Genomic DNA, 18,463 nt, shown 5'->3' on the forward strand with positions numbered 1-18,463 from the left:
TTAGTTGTTTGTGTTTTGCCCAGGTTGGGAAAGTCCAAAGTCGTAGGTATTACCCAAAACGCGTCTCAGGGTGGCCAGCTGTCCGCAATGCCACATCGTGTGTTTGATGTTCCAGTCGACGGCCTTGTACTTGTTTTTGGCTATGGGGTGTTCCACCTTTCCGGGGACCAAGGCGGAGGAAAGGTCTTTTTGGTCCAATGAACTTATAACTGCAATCGATTTTTTTTCGATAAAGTCCAAATGTTCATGCAAAAGGGAAGTCGGTAAGGCCTCAGTGGTATTGGCAGGTGAGGTTTTAAAGGCGTACAATTGGTTGTATTTTTTCAAGGGTAGGTGCTCCAGTACGTCGCGTTGGTGACCGGTGACGACGAGAATGGAATGGTAGTAGGTACTAAGAATGATGTGCCCAACTTGCCAATTGATGCTCGATTCCAACACCTTGGGTACCTTGCCCCAAAGGTCTTCCGGCACCGGGTCGATCAATTTATGGACCCAGCTGTACGCGTCGGTTGTTTGCCGTACCAATAGTGCTACTTCGTTCATTTTGTCCGTTTCCAAACAAATTTAGCCAAAGTTGGGAAATGGGAAGTGCTTAAAATGGGATTGTTCCCAATTGTTTACACTCCACAAATTCAAGATCTACGTATTATGAATACCCCATGTATCGGCCGGAAAAATTTTTGTAAAACGTTTCGGAAGCTTGGCCTGAAAATGGATTTCTTTATCCGTAAATGGATGGGTGAACAACAAGGAATAGGCGTGCAAATAGAGTCCCTTTCCTTTTAAGATTAAACCCTCGTTGCCATATATATCATCACCCAAAATGGGATTGCCCATTTGGGAAAGGTGTTTTCGCAATTGGTGTCTCCTTCCGGTTTTGGGGTGTAAAAGTACCAGATTGAGCAGTCCGAATCTGTCCGAAGGCACCGAACCACAAACGGTGTAGTTCGTTTGGGATGGTTTTCCGTCCACTTCCGTGGTAATGGTTCCTTTAGACGGCATTTTCCCAATCGTCACGGCGTAGTACTCTTTTTCGATGGCCCTTTGTTCAAACCTCTTGTTCAAAGCCCTGATGCTGCTCGCTGTTTTCCCGACCAATAAAATACCGGTAGTGGCAAAATCCAAGCGATGAACGGGTTGGGGTCGGGTAGCATCGGGCAATAAACTTGGCGCAATATTTTTAGGGAGGCCATTGGCAACGGTTTTCAACACGTTACCATTGACCAGAAGACCGGCAGGCTTGTAGATTAAGGCCAAATGGTCGTCCTCGAACAACACCGATAAGCGTAGGTTTACTTTTTTTACATGCTCCGAGTCTTTAAAAGAAGATAATGAAATACGCTCCCCACCGCGGATAAGGGTGGCGGTGGAGGCGATTGTACCATTTACTCGAATGCATTCTTTTTTCAATATCTTTTTTAGGGCGGACTTTGTAGCTACCGTGGTAAAGATGCCTACGCCGTATTCTTGCAGTCGCATGGGGGAGGGGAGGTCGGGGACGATATGGAATTCGGTTTCCTTGATAGCACGGATATTTTTTAAAAGTAAGCATCTTAGATTAAAAGAATCAGTAAGTAGCGGTAGTTGCTCCCACACTTTTAGGTAGTCAAAGACCATAACGCAAAAAAACCCTCTGATTTCTCAAAGGGTGCTAGTAGCTAAGACACAAATATCTAACCAATTACTTTCAGATATGAAAGCATTAATCAACTACATAATCATAGCTTTAAATAAGCGATTAATGCCCGAACAGAAGCCTTAATAACCACCATTTTGTTTTGGAATTATGTTCTTGGATGTGTGAATCTTCTTGAATATCTACAACTTTTAAAGGAGTCATTTTCGATTTCATAAAACTTATCCCTTTCATCATCTTCAATTTTACGGATTTTACGAATTCTCTCATCGCTCCACGTAGAAGCCCATTCGACTTTACCATATGTAATCCAATAATGGGATTTACAATCAAAACCCCAATTTCCAATAGATGGATTTAGAGTTACAGCTTCACCATCGTAACTCATCCTCCAACCCATTGGTGATAGCGGGGTATTAACCTCAATACCACAACTACAGGCACAGTTATGAATTACTGTTCCATAATCTAAAGATATATACAAGACTCCATCTTCGATTATTTCTGGTATAAATTCTACAAACTTATGTTGAACTATCATTGTTTTCTATATGATTCACATTAATTGAGTAAGAACTGTCATGTTCATTTTCAAGGTCATTGAGAAATCCATATAGCTTCTTCCACTTCATGACTGCAAAAACAGCATTTAAAGCATTTAGTTCAGCTATTTGAATATTCGTAGAATAATCTGCATCATCCGCATCTTCAAATGAAACACGACCTTCCCAAATATGATTTCTTTTTTCCTGAGTACTTGTAGTTGTTCTCACCATTCCTATTAAAGATTCATCAACACGCTCAACTCCAATACCAGTATCTATAAAAGAGATTTTTAGACTTTCTAGTTTCTCAAATATCTCTTTCTTAGCTTCGCTTCTATCTATACAAACAAAAACAAAATCTAAGTCATTTAGAAGACCTAAATTCGTTTTATTGATGTATAATTCATGTGATACTATATGTCTATGCATTTTAGAGTATATGCGACTGTAATACTCAACTTTCGCAGTAGATTCATTTAACTCTTCCAAGGATGGAGCACTAGGCGCTCTAAAAGCATTATGCTGTAAAAATTTATCACCATCAAACAAATGAATCTCTCCTACAAGCGTTTTAGCAACAAAATCTAAAATATAAGAACCCGTACCACCTAAACCGATAATACCAATCTTTAATCCAGATAGCTTTTGATTGATTACGTCAATTTCAGCTTTTGAAGAATTTGTATCACTATAATTCAGAACAGACTCCATTTCTTGTAATTCTATAGCTTTGTATGTCTGAGCAGTTACACTATTATCAAAATACTGAGCTGGAGCTGAGATAATTTTAACATACTGAGTTATTTTCTCAAAATAATCAGGGTAACCATTAACAGGTTTGTTTGAAAATGAATGATTGACCGTAATACCTTCTGCAAGTTTTGATGTGTTACTAGCATGTTTTATCTGAGTAATAATTGTTCCATCGATATTACAAGGAAACTCACCCGCAAAATAAATTACATGTGTGTTTGGTTTTGTAACACGATTATTTTTGGGGAAGGCTACAGGAGCTGTTGCCCGTGACGGCACTGTTCTCCCAAAAGGTCCTGAGCTGGCAATCGGTCTACCATCATTATCGGAAGTGGTGCCTTGAAGGAACCTTCCTTGATTGTTGGACGGCCATCTTAAAACGACACAGGGACAGTCTCGACCTTTCCAGCGTAGACCTTGACGGGAGCCATACCTCTTGTAAACGTGGCGGCGAGGCCGTGGAATACCAAGCACGGAAGAGGATGAAGACCACCCCCGAAGCGTCGGGGCACTCTACCTGACCGATCGCCAGGGGCTGCCCTTGGCCATGTCGGAACCTGTGGCGGGCAACCGTAACGACCTTTACGAGATCGAAGTGCAGTTCGAAGTGGTCACCAAAACGCTTGACCAAGCGGACATCAGGACGGACGGCCTGTTCCTGAACGCCGATGCAGGGTTCGATCCAAAGGATTTCAGGGCCGCATGTTCGGCCAAGGAAATCAATGCCAACATCTGTTTCAACAAACGCAACAGGAGCGCCGACGATAGGAACGAATATTTCGACCAAGACCTTTATGATCAAAGGTATGCCGTTGAAAGGACCAATGCATGGATGGACAGCTTCCGTTCTCTGCTCAACAGGTTCGATACCACCATCGCAAGCTGGAGGCTTCAACTATCTGTCGTTCATTGTCTTGGTGCTAAGAAAATTCAAAATGAAAAAGTTTAAATGAGTTCATTTACTGATATGGGGATAAATATAGGGGCTTACCCTCATTGACATTAAGGCATATGCTAAGCTATATTTATTGCTGATTATCGATCAATACGATAATCACATAAAGTAATTTAACGTTCTAACAAATAATATAAGATGGGAGCATTTCAGCAAACACCAATTAATGGTAGCATAGAAAAAATCATTGTAGTAGGCGGGGGAAGTTCTGGTGCTATATCGGCGGCTTACTTATCCAAAGCGTTGGGCAGCAACGTGGAGGTACAATTGATTGAGTCTCCAAACATCAGCAAGATCGGGGTAGGTGAAGCTACCATACCTACCATCAAAGAAGAAGTGTTTGACTTTTTGGGGATTCCAGAGGAAGAATGGATGCCTGTTTGTAAAGGAACTTACAAGACTGGTATACGGTTTGATAACTGGAAAAGAAGCCCTACGGAAGGTGGAGACCGCTACTGGCATGCATTTGGAGAACTACCTACGGTACGCCGGGTGCCGCTTTCTCATATTTGGTTACACAACTACCTTGATGGTCACCACGCACCGATGGATTATACCTGCTACTCTACCCCGTTGCTTTGTGACCACTACAAATCACCCAAATACCTTGACGGCACCAAAGCCATCCATTATGCTTACCATTTTGATGCTACGATCCTGGCCGATTTTCTGATTGACTGGAGTGTCAAACACTTAGGGATTACCCAAACATTTGCCGAGCTGGTAGGTGCCGAGCGCAACGAAGAGGGCAATGTTACCACGGTGATCGACACCGATGGCAACCGCTACGAGGCAGACTTATTCATTGATTGTTCTGGTTTCAAAGGCTTTTTGATCCAGGAAGCCCTCGAAGAACCCATAGTAGAGTTCAAGGACAGTCTGTTGACCGACAGCGCCGTGGCAGTCAATATCCCCAACGAATCAGGCAACCAAGACCTCAGGCCTTTTACCTCTGCCACTGCCATGGAGGCTGGCTGGGCTTGGAAAATCCCACTTATGGAAAGATCGGGCAACGGTTATGTATATTCAAGCCAGTTTAAAACCCCAGAAGAGGCACAAACCGAGATGGCCAGGCACTTGGGACCTGAAAAGGTAAAAGGAAGGGATTTCAGGCATTTTAAGTTTAAGTCTTTCCGACGTAGACGCTCATGGGTCAACAATGTGGTGAGCCTCGGGTTGGCGGGAGCATTTCTCGAACCACTCGAAAGTACCGGACTCTACTTTGTATACGCCTCACTTTACCAACTCACATGCTACTTCCCCGGTAAAAAGATAAACCCTGCACTGCGGGACAAGTTTAACGAACGGGTCAATTTCATGGTAGATGACGTAAAAGATTTCATCATTCTCCACTTCTGCACTTCCGGCAGGACGGATACCCCCTTCTGGTTAGCCAACAAACATGATTTGGTGATCCCCGACCCTCTTCGTGAAATACTAGACTTGCAAATGTCTGCCGTGCCTGTCAACAGGTCATACAGTTCCAACGAAGGACTGTACGACACCCTGGACTCTAGCTTCGACAGGTTTTGGACCAACTCCAATTATCAAAGCATCCTGGCAGGAGTAGGTTATCTGCCCAAAGAATCAATGCCACTCTTGAAGGTACGACGTGATATCCTGGAAGAAGGGCAAAAAGTAGTGGACGAAATCAGAAAGAAAACCCAACATCACCTAAACAACCTTCCATCGCACCATGAATACCTTAGTCACCTGTACAGCCGTCAGGAGGCGCTCTCCCCTGTAGAGTGATGACAGGTATGGAGCAGACATGCTTGAACTAAGAATATTTATAAACTACCTAAATCTATCACTTATGATATCGGACGAAAAGCAAAAGTACGATAGTAAGGGTTATTTGTTGTATGAAGGATTTTACACCAATAGCCTGGCTCAGTCTATCAAAGAAGAAGCCAGGCGCGTGATCCATGAAGAGGATGATGAGCGAAAGATCCTGGAGAAATCAGGGGTGGCCCGCTCCTTTTTCTCCCCAGAAAATAACAGTGACCTATTCTACAGGCTCAATCGGGAAAAGAATATGCTTCGGCTGGCAAAAGAGCTGCTGGGCGGCGAGGTATACACTCACCAAACCAAGATAAACATCAAACACGCCTTGATCGGAGATGTGTGGGAGTGGCATCAGGATTTTATCTTCTGGGCCAAAGACGATGGCATGCCAGCCCCCAACGTGTTGACAGCCATGGTTTTTCTGGATGATGTCACAGAGTTTAACGGACCGCTCATGATCATACCCGGCTCTCACCAGATGGGAATGTTACAAGAGACTCAAAAGGCAGCAAGCAACCATGACAAGGAATGGAATGAAAAGTATGTAAACACCAAATCCTATCTCTCGGCTTTGTCTGCTGACTTGAAGTATACCCTGGGGCAACAAGAAATCTTGGGCATGGCAGAAAAGCGTGGAATCGTGTCGGCCAAGGGAAAGGCCGGGTCAGTATTGTTCTTTCATGGCAACTTGTTTCATGCCTCACCCAACAATCTGTCTCCTTGGGACAGGTATGTGTACCTGATTACCTACAACCGTGTAGACAATCAGCCCGATTTCCCTAAAAACCCCCGGCCGGCCTTTTTGGCCAACCGTGATTTTACCCCATTAGAAGCAATGGAGATGGCATACCCAGTCGTGTCGCCGGAAGTCTGCCAACCAGACATACAATACCCCATAAGCCGTTGAGTGCGCTCTGTACGCGAGCCTACCGGCTAATAATAACCTAATATGCAAGAAGATACCCTCATATCGTTACTCAGGAAATATAGTGTACAGGCACCTGACCAAATACTTTACAGGTTTTTGAAAAATGGCGAGGATCCGAGCCATGAAATAACCTACCAAGGGTTTGACGTGCGCGTGCGGTCCATCGCAGCAAGGCTCAAGCACCGGTGTGAAAAGGGCGATAGGGTCTTGATCGTTTACAATTCAGGCGTGGAGTATTTGTCAGCCTTCATGGCATGCCTCTATGCCGGGGTGGTGGCCGTGCCAGTTTACCCCCCTCGGAAAAACCGTAAAATGGCGCGTATACAGGCCATTATAGAAGATGCCGGGGCCGAGGTAGCCCTCACCGAAAGTGGCTTGTATCAAAGTATTGAAAAGCAATTGAAGGACGAGCCGGTGGCTGGGCTTTTGGAATGGATACCCACCGATACTTGGGACAATAGCCAAGCAAACATGTGGTCAGATCCAGGCATTGCCCCGGACACCATTGCATTTTTGCAGTATACCTCCGGCTCTACCGGTACGCCCAAAGGGGTGATGGTCAGCCAAAGCAACATTGTACACAATCTAGGGCTACAGCATACCGGCCTGTTGTCGCTCTCGCCACTGCGCATTGTAAGTTGGCTACCGCTCTATCATGACATGGGGCTCATCGGTAAGTCGCTTTATACCATTGCGTTCAAAGGCGAAATGACCTTTATGTCACCGGCCGACTTTCTGCAAAAGCCGATCCGTTGGCTACAGGCTATTGACCGCTACAAGGCCAATTATTCCGGTGCGCCCAATTTTGCCTATGATTTGCTGGTCAGCCGCATTACCGATGAGCAAGTGGCTACCCTTGACCTAAGTACGTGGAAAGTAGCGCTCAATGGCGCAGAACCCATTCGGCAGGAGACTATGCGCCGGTTTGTGGACAAGTTTGCCCCCGCAGGCTTTCAAGAAAGCACCGTCATCTCTGGCTATGGATTGGCTGAAAACACATTGAGCGTTTCCTCCATCCACGAACACACGGGCATCAGGAGTATCAAGGTGCGTAGTGAAGACTTGTACAACGATAAGGTTGTACCAGTGGAGGAACATGAAGATGGAGTAGCGTTGATAAGTTGCGGCAAGACCACCAATGGGCATAGCCTCTTGATAGCCCATAAAGATACACAAGAAGAACTGACAGAAGACCGGGTAGGGGAGATATGGGTAGGCGGGCCAAGCGTAACCCAAGGCTACTGGCAAAATCCCGAAAAAACAGCGGAAGTATATGGTGCTTACACTTCCGATACTCGAAAAGGCCCGTTTTTTAGGACAGGCGACTTGGGTTTTATACATCACGGCAACTTATATGTTACAGGGCGGCAAAAAGAATTGATTATTATAAGAGGTCAAAATTACTACCCCCAGGATATAGAGCGTGTGGTGCAAACGGCACACCCTGCGTTGAAAATAAATAGTGGTGCCGCGTTTGGTGTGGCGAATACTGAGGGCGAACGACTGGTTATTGTGCAGGAGGTGGAGCGTGTATGGGTGAGAAAGTTAGCTTTTGAGGAAGTTATTGGGGCGGTCCGACGTGTGGTCAATTCGGAATTTGGCTTACAAGTAGCGGATCTTGTATTGATCACACCCAATTCATTACCAAAAACTTCGAGCGGTAAAATTCAGCGTCGGGGTTGTAAAGATGCTTATCTGGATGATGAATTGAAGATTATAGCACAGTTAGCAAAGGACAATGATAAAGAGAAAGTACAAGTGCCAGATGCTGAGCAGCCAGTAGTGATGGAAGTAGAACACAAAGCGGAAATCTTTAAGTTTTTAGCGGAAAGTGTAAATAATTATTCAGGTGTAAGGATTGATGAAATTTCATCAGGTACTAGTTTGGAATCGATTGGGCTAGATTCTGTACATGCCATTGCTATCAGTGGTGATCTATCCGAATGGCTCGGGCGAAGTTTACCACCTACGTTGTTTTACGACTATCCGACTATGGGGCAGTTGGTAAGCCACCTTGTAGGCGAAACACCAAGCCAAAAGCCCTTAAAGCAAGCGTTGCAAGCTCCGATTGCGATTATTGGTTTAGCTTGTGAATTTCCAGGTGCTGAAGATGCTACTGCCTTTTGGGAGATGCTCATCGCTGGCAAAAGCGGTATTGGAGCGCCAGACGAGCTGCGTACAGCGTTGACCCATGACAATCCTGAGGTAGCATTTAAGCAAGGAGGTTACCTGGAAGGAATCGATCAGTTTGATGCTGCTTTGTTTGGCATCATGCCCCGCGAAGCGATGCAAATGGATCCTCAACAACGCAAGTTGTTACATACTGTTTGGCGTGCATTAGAGGATGCAGGGATTGCCCCCGAAAGCCTTCGCGGTACCGAAACAGGTGTTTTTGTAGGTGCCAGTACATTTGATTATGCCAATAACTTGTACCAGTCAGGACATACCAACGACCACTATTACGGTACAGGCAACTCAAATAGTATACTGGCTAACAGACTCTCGTATCTTTTTGACCTGCATGGGCCCAGCATGAGCATCGATACTGCCTGCTCCTCTTCGCTGGTAGCCATACACCAGGCATGCCAGAGCCTGCGGCATGGTGAAAGTACGCTGGCATTGGCAGGTGGAGTCAACCTGATCCTCAACGAAGCAGTGACGGAAGCCTTTGGGCGGGCAGGTATGCTTGCCAAAGATGGTCATTGTAAAACATTTGATGCCAGTGCCGATGGTTACACCCGGTCCGAAGGGGCGGGTGTAGTCATACTTAAGCCATTGCAGGAGGCAATAGATGATAACGACCAGATATACGCGGTGATCAAAGGGACGGCCATCAACCAGGACGGCAAGACCAATGGCCTGACGGCCCCCAATGGGCCAGCACAGCAAGCTGTGGTTCGAAAAGCGCTGAAAGCCGCAGGACTGGCACCAAAAGAAGTGGGGTACGTAGAGTGCCATGGTACGGGTACCCCACTAGGTGACCCGATAGAGGCCAACGTGCTTGGAGGAGTGTTGGCTGAGGGCAGAGAAGCTCATGAACCTTGTTATCTAGGCACTGTCAAGGCCAATATTGGGCATTTGGAAGCCGCCGCAGGCATTGCGGGACTCATCAAAGCTACCTTAGCCATACAAGTGGGGAAAGTGCCCGGAAACCCTCAGTTAAAAACATTGAACCCCGAGATAAAACTTGATGGGGAATTGTTTAAAATACCCCATACGCCTGTGTCATGGAACGGTCAAAGTAGGCATGCAGGCGTTAGCAGCTTCGGATTTGGCGGTACCAACGCTCATGTAGTGATCGGGGAAGCGCCAGCCCAAACACCTCATGAACCAGATCAGCACCCTGCTGAACTGTTTTGCCTGGCAGCACACACCGAGTCAGCATTGGCGGTTTTGGCAAGGCAGATGATGGCGCGTTATGAAACCTCAGCGGTCGATCAGCAGCAATTGAAAAACCTGGCAGGCAGCCTGTTGAATAACCGGGGCGTATTACCACATAGACTAGCTTTCAGTGCTAAAAACGCTGAAGAGGCGGTAGCATGTTTGGATGGCTGGCTCAGCAAAGCACCTGCTACGCCTGTGTACGATCGTCAAAACACAGGGCAGAAAAAAGGCAAAATAGCCTTGATGTTTAGTGGTCAGGGTGCACAGTATGCAGGCATGGGAGAGGAATTGTACCGCTATGCCCCTGAATTCAAAAAAGTGATCGATCAGTGTGCATCACTGCTGGAAAAAGAAATTGACTACCCCCTTAAACAGCTTTTGTTTGGAGGTGATGACATGGATGGTGCCTTGCATAAAACTGCCTATACGCAACCAGCCCTGTTTGCAATCGAATATGCAACCGGCCGGCAGTGGATGGCATGGGGTGTGCAGCCCGATTGCCTTATTGGGCATAGCGTTGGCGAATTTGCGGCGGCTTGCCTGGCGGAAGTGTTCACATTAAATGAAGCCATCAAACTGGTAAGTGCGCGAGGCAGGTTGGGGCAGCAGGTGCCACCCAAAGGGATAATGATGGCCATACAAGCCGATGATGTTCGGGTGCAGCATTGGATCGGGCAAACCACAGGCCAGGTAGGCATTGCGGCTTACAATGGGCCTTCGCAAACAGTGATCACTGGTGACAAGGAAGCTGTCAGGGCTTTGGCAGCCGTGGCGGAGGCGCAAGGCGTGAAATGTACCCAGTTGGAAATATCAAATGCCTTTCATTCGCCAGTAATAGCCCCGATGGTGACTGGGTTTGAGCAGGTGGCCCAATCGATACAATATCAAAAACCTAAAATCCCCGTACTCTCTAACCTTACTGGTGAATTAGCCGGAGAAAACATTATGACCGCGCAATATTGGGTGAGCCACCTGATAGAACCAGTATCATTTTACCAAGGAATGCAAACGGCATTCCGCCTAGGAGTCAATACATTTATCGAAGCAGGGCCAAAACCTACACTTACAACGGTAGCCAAAACATTTGGCCCTCAGGATACAACCTGGCTAGTGAGTCAACAACAAACGCAGCCGGGATGGCAAACAATACTACATGCCCTGGCGGGATTGTACGTCTTGGGATACCCGGTAGATTGGGAAAAGATATATCCAAAGAGTTCCTATAATTTTGTAAAAACGCCGGGCTTACCATTCGATACCAGATCGTATTGGTTGGGAGATACGCGCCAACGTAAGACAGATGATCTGTTTTCAACTGTAGAAGGGCACCCTTTGATTGGCCATGCTTTGCAAACGGCTTCTACCTCAGAAACGGTCTATCATCACCAATTGCGCCATGAGTACCCTAAATTCCTTTATGAACATGAAGTGGCAGGGCAACCCGTATATTCGGCAGCAGCCTTTATTGAATGTTTTTTGGCTGTAGGGAGCGAGCGGTACCCCGCACTCAGGCATTTGCAGATACTGAAGCCATTCATACCGGAAGAAGGAAAGCAAATACAAGTCATCGTACGTGATTTAGGGAATGTACAAGAGGCATTGTTTTACAGTAAAGATGGCGAACAATGGCATTTACACACCCGTGGCCAATTCGGTGCTAATACTAATACTGCCATAAACGTCGCCCAATCAGAACTGGTATTCCTCAAGATACAAAAGCGCATATCGCGCGAAGTGGCGCTCGAAACGCTGTGGCAAAAACTAGCGGACAAAGGAGTTACCTACGGAGAAGAGTTGAAAAACTGGCGGCAAATTTGGGAAGGCGAGGGCGAAGCGCTAGGAGTAATGGCCGTGTCAAACACCATGCACCAACCTGTATACAGGCTTCATCCAGCCATTGTTGATGCGGGGCTTCAACTCTTGCCGCTTGTGATTCCTGAAGTTGACAATGGGAAAACGTATGTATTGCAAGCAACAGGCGAGGTAGTGCCCACTGGCGCGACTTTATCAACGGTGTGTTGGTGCCATGCCATATATGTGGAGGAAACTACTGGCGGATATTTGGTGAATTTAGCATTCTACACTGATGAAGGGGTGCTAATTGCGACCGTCAAAGAGGCACTATTGTGTGAAATGACTGTGAATACTTCCCTTTCCAATCAACATGACAAGCATTATCATGTACACTGGCAACTGAAAGCGGGGAATTATGCCCCTGTATTGGATCTAAATCCATTAACAGGCCAAAAGACAAACACAGACGAGCATCGCCTATTGAAGGACTACCAGCAACAGCAAGATGCTATGGAACATCGGGTATTGCTTTGGGTAAGGAATGCGATGTCTGCGATGGGTTTGGCACTTGAAGTAGGGCAAAAGGTCAGTTTTGAAGGGTTGTTAACATCCCTAAACGTATATAATGGGCAGCGTAGACTGTTCTACAGGTGTTTACAAATATTGGCAGAAGCCTCACTGATCCAGGAAGACGGTACCCAATTCACTGTAGTCAACGAGATCCGGTTGAGTAGTGCAGAAAAAAAGCGCCTTGACAACGCAGATGAAACTCAGGCAGGCGAACCAATCCAAATGGCGATGGTTGATCGTTGTGGCGCGGCATTGCCAAGGGTGCTTACAGAGGAAGGTTACGACGTATTAGGACTATTGTTCCCCGCCGATAAGTCATTGCCAGACGCTTCCACCGTATATCAAGAAACTCCGTTGGCAAAAGTACTCAACCAAAAAATCGAAGGGTTGATGCAAGCCACCGTAGAGGCTATTCCAGAAGGGCAATCTATCCGGGTGCTCGAAATCGGTGCTGGTACCGGTAGTTTGACACAGGCACTATTGCAGGTATTTCCTGCCGAAAGAACTAGTTACTGCTTTACCGATATCAGTAATGCATTCCTGGCACAAGCCGCTCAAAAATTTGCTGAATGCCCTTTCATAGAATTTCGTCAGCTCGATATAGAGGAAAGCCCCATTCAGCTGCAGTTTGAACCAGCGAGTTATGATATTATCATCGTAGCCAATGTACTGCATGCCACCAAGGATATTGGGTCATCTCTTTCACACATTCACCAATTGCTAAAGCCGGGAGGGCTGTTGTACATGTTAGAGTGTACCCAGGCCAGCCCAGTATTGGATATGATATTTGGTCTCACTGATGGATGGTGGAGGTTTGAGGATAATATCCTAAGGAAAAATTACCCATTGCTCAACCCAAAACAATGGGAAAATAGCTTGGATAAAGCTGGGTTATCAGAGTTTGTGTGTACACAAGCAGTCACTGAAAAAGGTAAGCCAGTAGGTCAAATGTCGATCATCACTGCTCAAAAAGGCAAAGACCTTTTAGTAAGTAGTAAAAAATGGATAGTGATAAGTAATAACGCCGCAAGTACTGCAAAGGTAGCCACGGCATTGCAGCCCTATGGTGATGAAATTTTACAATTAACGATACCCACACTCAATAATACAAAAGGCGCTACTGTAAACGGTTCGGGCAACAGTGAACATTGGCTCAGTCAATTGGCTGATCAGGCAAACCCTGAAAACGAAGTGTTCTTTGTATATGATCACACGATCACCGGGAGTGAGGACTCATCCACTCAGCTATATACTGCTTCTCAGGCACTATCGGAGTTATATAGCCAATTGACCGTGCACCCTATCAAAAAACTTCACTTGGTTACCTTTGGCGCTTACCCAGTGAATGATGGCGCTGACAGCTCCTCAGCAGTAGCGGTGCGTCCACTATGGGCACTCAACCTTACTGCCGCACTTGAGGGGTTGTGTGATACCTATAGTTATGATTTGGAGGGCGAAAACCCCGATTATCAGGCTTTGGTAAATCAGGCACTTGATCCTTTCAATGAAAATGAAACCCTTATTCGTGAAAACGGCCTATTTGTAAAGCGGCTCCATAAAGGGTTGCCCGACAACCAGGGGCAGTCATGGCATGTAAGGCCAGGTGCATGTTATTTAATCACGGGTGGTACAGGGGGCTTAGGGTTGTTGTCTGCCCAGTGGCTGGTGGAAATGGGAGCCACAGACCTTGTACTCATAAGCCGATCAGGAATAAAGAATGATGAGACATCCTCAGAAATCGGACGGTTGCGTGCGATGGGGGCAAATATACAGATCGTGCAAACTGATGTGTCGGACAAAGGAAGCTTAGGCAGTGAGCTCAAGCGTTTGCACCAGGCATTGCCGATTCGTGGTATAATCCACACCGCAGGCCAGGGTTCAGCGTCACTTTTGACCCAGGAAAATGAAACGCACTATCGCGAAGCATACACCGCCAAAGTCGAAGGGGCCTGGGCATTGCATGAGATTACCAAAGGCTGGCCGTTGGACTTTATGCTCTTCTATTCGAGCACGACTGGGCTGTGGGGTGCTAAAAACCTGGGAGCATATGCGGCGGCCAATGCAGCCTTAGACGCACTGGCAGCATACCGGATTGCCCAGGGATTGCCAGCGTTGACAATAAACTGGGGAACATGGGATACTGGCATGTTGGCCAATATAAGCCAGCAGAAATTACAAGCCGCCGGTTATAGGTTTTTGGAACATGCCGATATCCGTTTGTTAGGTGACGCGCAGAAAGTTGCTAACGGTCAACTAATGTTGGCAGACATAGACTGGGCGGTTTTCAAAAACTTGTACCCAATTCCCCACAGTCGCTTATTCGAAGAGATATCAGTAGAAGTAGCCCTCACAGCCACGGGCGATCAGGCCAATTCCTTTTCACGGCAATGGAACGAATGCCCTGTCGAAACAAGGCAAGATTTTCTGCTCGATTATTTAAGTCGTTTATGCGAAGGCTTGATGCGACTACCCAAAGGAACATTGACCACAACGGAAAGCCTGCAAAACTATGGGCTCGACTCGCTGGTTGCCCTGGAAGTCAAAAATACGGTATTGGCTCAATGTGGGGTGGCGATCGATTTGAGGCGTATGTTGCAAGGGGCCACTCTCCAGTGGCTAGTCAGTGAGATACTCCCCAATATACCCGAAGCAATAACAACCAATCCTGGTAACGAGCCATCTGATGATAACGCTACAGCGCCAACTACAGAGACCATTGATTTGCTGATGGACTTAGAAGACATGTGCGAAGAGGAGATGGACAAGTTACTCAAAGATTTGAGCTAAAAACTAATAACTATGAGTCTGGAAGAGAAAAAAGCCTTGCTTGCTAAGTTGCTAAAAGAAAAAGCAGCAAAAGAAACCCGCGATATACCATTGAGCTATGGCCAGCGGGCACTTTGGTTTTTGCAGCGTACAGCACCTACGATGAGTAGCTACCATGTAGCTTCGGCTTTCGAGGTAGCGCAAACACCGGAAGTATCAGCGTTGCAAAAGGCATTGCAACGGCTTGTGAATAGGCATGAGCTCATGCGCGCAACTTTTCCGATGCATAACAGGCAACCGGTGCAGCATATCGCTGGCCATATGCCCGTTGAGGTAGTGCAATACCCCCGTACTGTCGCCGAAAACACTGCCGAAGTGGTAGCGAAAGCTTATAAGTTGCCCTTCGATTTGGAAAACGGTCCATTGTTTCGCCTTGAGCTGTTCCCAACGGCAATAGGTAGCCATATATTATTATTTACGATCCATCATATCGTGTGCGATGGGCTGAGTGCGCTTACCCTGATGGAGGAACTGGGAGCTTTTTATGAAGCCGAAACCCAGGGAAGGTCCTTGGCGATGTGGCCATTGCAGGCTAGTTTTGAGGGCTTCGTGCGCAATGAGGAGAGCCTGTTGGCTGAACGAGAGGGGCAACGACTGGCAGCGTTTTGGGAAGGTTATTTACAAGGAGAGGTGCCCTTGTTACAACTACCCCAAGACAAACCCCATCCACAAAAGCCTGCATTTAAGGGAGGGAGCATACCCGTCACTGTCAACCCAGCCTTGCTATCACGGTTGCGGACGGTGGCACAGGTACAAAAAAGCACTTTATACTCGGTTTTGCTCGCCTCCTGGGCTTGTTTGTTGCGGTTGCACAACCACCAACAAGCCATGATGGTGGGAATACCCGTGCTCGGTCGCTATCACGAGCCTACCCGGAAGCTAGTCGGCAACTTTATGAACTCCTTGCCGCTCAGGGTTGGGGTGCCTACAGGTATTTCGTTTAGCGAACTGGTCGAAGCCATCGGACAAGATATGGCCCTGTTGTTGGAAAATATGGCCTATCCGTTTGCCCTGTTGGTAGAAAAATTTCCCAATGCCCGGCATGCGGGACGTACCCCTGCTTTCCAAACGATGTTTAATTTGCAAAAGCCAGATGAGCGGCACCCGCTAACTAACCTATGGCATGCAAAGAGTGCTGAAGCCAGCTCCAATTGGGGCGGGATGCGTGTAAACGCTTACCCGATGCCTCAACAAGAAGGGTTGTTTGACCTCATGGCCGATCTTGTAGAGCGTGACGAAGCAGTGGTGGGTAATATCAAATACAATTCGGAGATATTCGAGGAAAAAACGGTCATAAAGTTGTGCGAGCGTTGGATTCGTTTGTTGGAGTCTGTGGCAGTAGACCCTGCGATGCCTATTAGTTCCCTAAGCTTGTTTGGTGATGACGAGCGGCGTCAGGTGCTCCATACCTGGAACGATACTGCGATGCCCTTACCAGATACCACCGTGCCGGCATTGATCGCAAAGCAAGTGGCAAATGCCAGGAAAAAAATCGCTATTCGCCACCAAGGGTGGCAGGTGTCTTATGACGATATGTGGCAACAAGTAAACGGGTTGGCAGGCTGGCTGAAAAATACGCACGGCATCCGGCAAGGCGACAAGGTTGCACTTTGCCTGGAGCGTTCTGGCTATATGCCAATGATCATGTTGGCCATTTGGCAGGCAGGGGGAGTATTTGTGCCGATTGACCCAGACTTTCCCATAGCCCGTATACGTTACATGCTCGACGATAGCGGGGCCAAAATGCTCCTGGCAAATGCCGGGCATACGATATTGGAAGAAACCGCAATCCCGGTGTGTGATTTGGGAACGTACGATTGGGCTAAAAATGCGACAAAAGACAGCCATGAATTAGCAAATAATAAGGACGAAGCATACCTGATCTATACCTCCGGCTCCACTGGGCTACCCAAAGGCGTACTGATCGGTCATAGGCAATTCCTCAACTTCATGGAGGGAATGAAAGCGGGATTGGATCCAGGTCCCGACATCACACTATTGGCGGTAACTACCTATAGCTTTGACATCAGCCTGTTAGAACTATGCCTGCCCCTTGTGATCGGCGCTGAGCTGCAAGTACTCGATAAAAAATATATCAAAGACCCCTATGCCTTGGCTGCCAAAATGAGAAAGGTGGCAAGCCCTATGATGCAAGCGACTCCCAGCCTGTGGCAAATGCTCATAGAAAGTGGCTGGGAAGGCCACAATGCATTGATTGCTTTGTCTGGTGGCGAGCGGTTGACGCAAGATTTGGCAAAAAAACTGCTTCCAGCCTGCAATCGGTTATGGAACATGTATGGCCCGACTGAGACGACCATCTGGTCCACCATGCAAGAGATTAAAGCTGGGCAATACAGGGTTTCTATCGGTAGGCCGATCGCCAACACGCAGATATATATTCTTAACGAAGCCCTTAGCCCAGTGCCTGCAGGAGTGATAGGAGACTTGTACATTGGAGGCGAAGGCCTGGCGTTTGGCTACCATAAGCGTGAAGTGCTCACTGCGGGGAAGTTTATAGAAAGCCCCTTCGCGAAAGGCGAAAAGATCTACAATACGGGTGACAAAGCCCGTTGGCTTGACAATGGTGAGATAGAGTGCTTAGGAAGGACCGACGACCAACTGAAGGTAAGGGGGTATCGAATAGAGCCTGCCGAAGTAGAAACTGCGTTGCGAAGATTGGGAGGTGTACAACAAGCGTTGGTGACAGGCGAGGCGAATGTGCAGGGTCCTGCACGGCTGGTAGCTTACCTGGTAGCAGCACCCGACACCAAGCCGCCAACGGTGGTTGAGCTTTTAGAAACCTTACGGCAGGAATTGCCAGCATATATGGTGCCTGCCGCTATGACATTCCTGGATGCAATTCCGACCACCCACAATGGTAAGATCGACCGCAAGGCACTACCACCGATTACTATTAAAGCACAACCTGCCAATGATGATCAGCCTACCAACGAGTTGGAAAAACAACTTGTAAAAGCATGGCAAGACACCCTTAACCTTGACAATATCGGCATCAACGACAACTTTTTTGACTTGGGAGGACACTCGGTATTGATGGTGTATTTACATAGCCGCATAGAGGAAAACACCCAACTGCAACTTGAATTATTGGACTTATACACTTATACCACTATCGCCTCATTGTCTAAGCATGTACAAAATACTGAGGCACCCACGGATGACCAGCAAGTTGGGGAGGGACAACCACGCCGCTCCAAGAAAAACATGGCTTCGGCCAGGCGACAGAAACGGATTGCAAGCCGTGACAACAACTAAGAATCACT

Annotated in this window: 10 protein-coding genes; 6 read left to right on the forward strand and 4 right to left on the reverse strand. The window is 47.1% G+C overall.

What is annotated here, in order from left to right; all coding sequences use genetic code 11:
- From ACRD7P_RS05885 to ACRD7P_RS05900, 4 genes are all read right to left on the reverse strand, one after another.
- On the reverse strand, nucleotides 1–543 hold the full coding sequence (locus ACRD7P_RS05885) for a DinB family protein (protein ID WP_430906588.1): 543 nt from the start codon (nucleotides 541–543) through the stop codon (nucleotides 1–3).
- Between the two features lie 96 nt (nucleotides 544–639).
- The gene (locus tag ACRD7P_RS05890; RefSeq protein ID WP_430906589.1) at nucleotides 640–1,479 is read right to left on the reverse strand and encodes an RluA family pseudouridine synthase; all 840 of its coding nucleotides are present in this window, start codon (nucleotides 1,477–1,479) and stop codon (nucleotides 640–642) included.
- 305 nt (nucleotides 1,480–1,784) lie between these two features.
- Nucleotides 1,785–2,177, reverse strand: a complete 393-nt coding sequence (locus tag ACRD7P_RS05895; RefSeq protein WP_430906590.1) for a DUF6527 family protein — start codon at nucleotides 2,175–2,177, stop codon at nucleotides 1,785–1,787.
- Nucleotides 2,161–3,213, reverse strand: a complete 1,053-nt coding sequence (locus ACRD7P_RS05900; RefSeq protein ID WP_430906591.1) for a ThiF family adenylyltransferase — start codon at nucleotides 3,211–3,213, stop codon at nucleotides 2,161–2,163. The genes ACRD7P_RS05895 and ACRD7P_RS05900 overlap by 17 nt, the downstream gene beginning before the upstream one ends.
- Between ACRD7P_RS05900 and ACRD7P_RS05905 the strand changes: the two genes are divergently transcribed.
- The 6 genes from ACRD7P_RS05905 (at nucleotide 3,204) to ACRD7P_RS05930 (ending at nucleotide 18,455) form a co-directional block, all read left to right on the forward strand.
- The gene (locus ACRD7P_RS05905) at nucleotides 3,204–3,455 is read left to right on the forward strand and encodes a hypothetical protein (protein WP_430906592.1); all 252 of its coding nucleotides are present in this window, start codon (nucleotides 3,204–3,206) and stop codon (nucleotides 3,453–3,455) included. The genes ACRD7P_RS05900 and ACRD7P_RS05905 overlap by 10 nt on opposite strands.
- A 26-nt stretch (nucleotides 3,456–3,481) precedes the next feature.
- Nucleotides 3,482–3,883: a transposase gene (locus ACRD7P_RS05910; protein WP_430906593.1), complete on the forward strand. Its 402-nt coding sequence runs from the start codon at nucleotides 3,482–3,484 to the stop codon at nucleotides 3,881–3,883.
- A 144-nt stretch (nucleotides 3,884–4,027) separates the two neighbouring features.
- Nucleotides 4,028–5,641 (forward strand): tryptophan halogenase family protein, encoded by a 1,614-nt coding sequence (locus ACRD7P_RS05915; RefSeq protein ID WP_430906594.1) that lies wholly within the window; start codon nucleotides 4,028–4,030, stop codon nucleotides 5,639–5,641.
- 64 nt (nucleotides 5,642–5,705) lie between these two features.
- Complete coding sequence (locus ACRD7P_RS05920; RefSeq protein WP_430906595.1) at nucleotides 5,706–6,584, forward strand: phytanoyl-CoA dioxygenase family protein; 879 nt, start codon at nucleotides 5,706–5,708, stop codon at nucleotides 6,582–6,584.
- A gap of 42 nt (nucleotides 6,585–6,626) precedes the next feature.
- Nucleotides 6,627–15,140, forward strand: coding sequence for an SDR family NAD(P)-dependent oxidoreductase (locus ACRD7P_RS05925; RefSeq protein ID WP_430906597.1), 8,514 nt, complete (start codon nucleotides 6,627–6,629; stop codon nucleotides 15,138–15,140).
- A 12-nt stretch (nucleotides 15,141–15,152) separates the two neighbouring features.
- Nucleotides 15,153–18,455 carry a non-ribosomal peptide synthetase gene (locus ACRD7P_RS05930; RefSeq protein ID WP_430906598.1) on the forward strand — a complete coding sequence of 1,101 codons (3,303 nt, stop codon included), beginning with the start codon at nucleotides 15,153–15,155 and terminating at the stop codon, nucleotides 18,453–18,455.
- Nucleotides 18,456–18,463 lie beyond the last annotated feature (8 nt).

Origin of the sequence: Maribacter sp. 2-571 (assembly GCF_050589625.1) — a bacterium.
GTDB lineage: Bacteria > Bacteroidota > Bacteroidia > Flavobacteriales > Flavobacteriaceae > Pelagihabitans.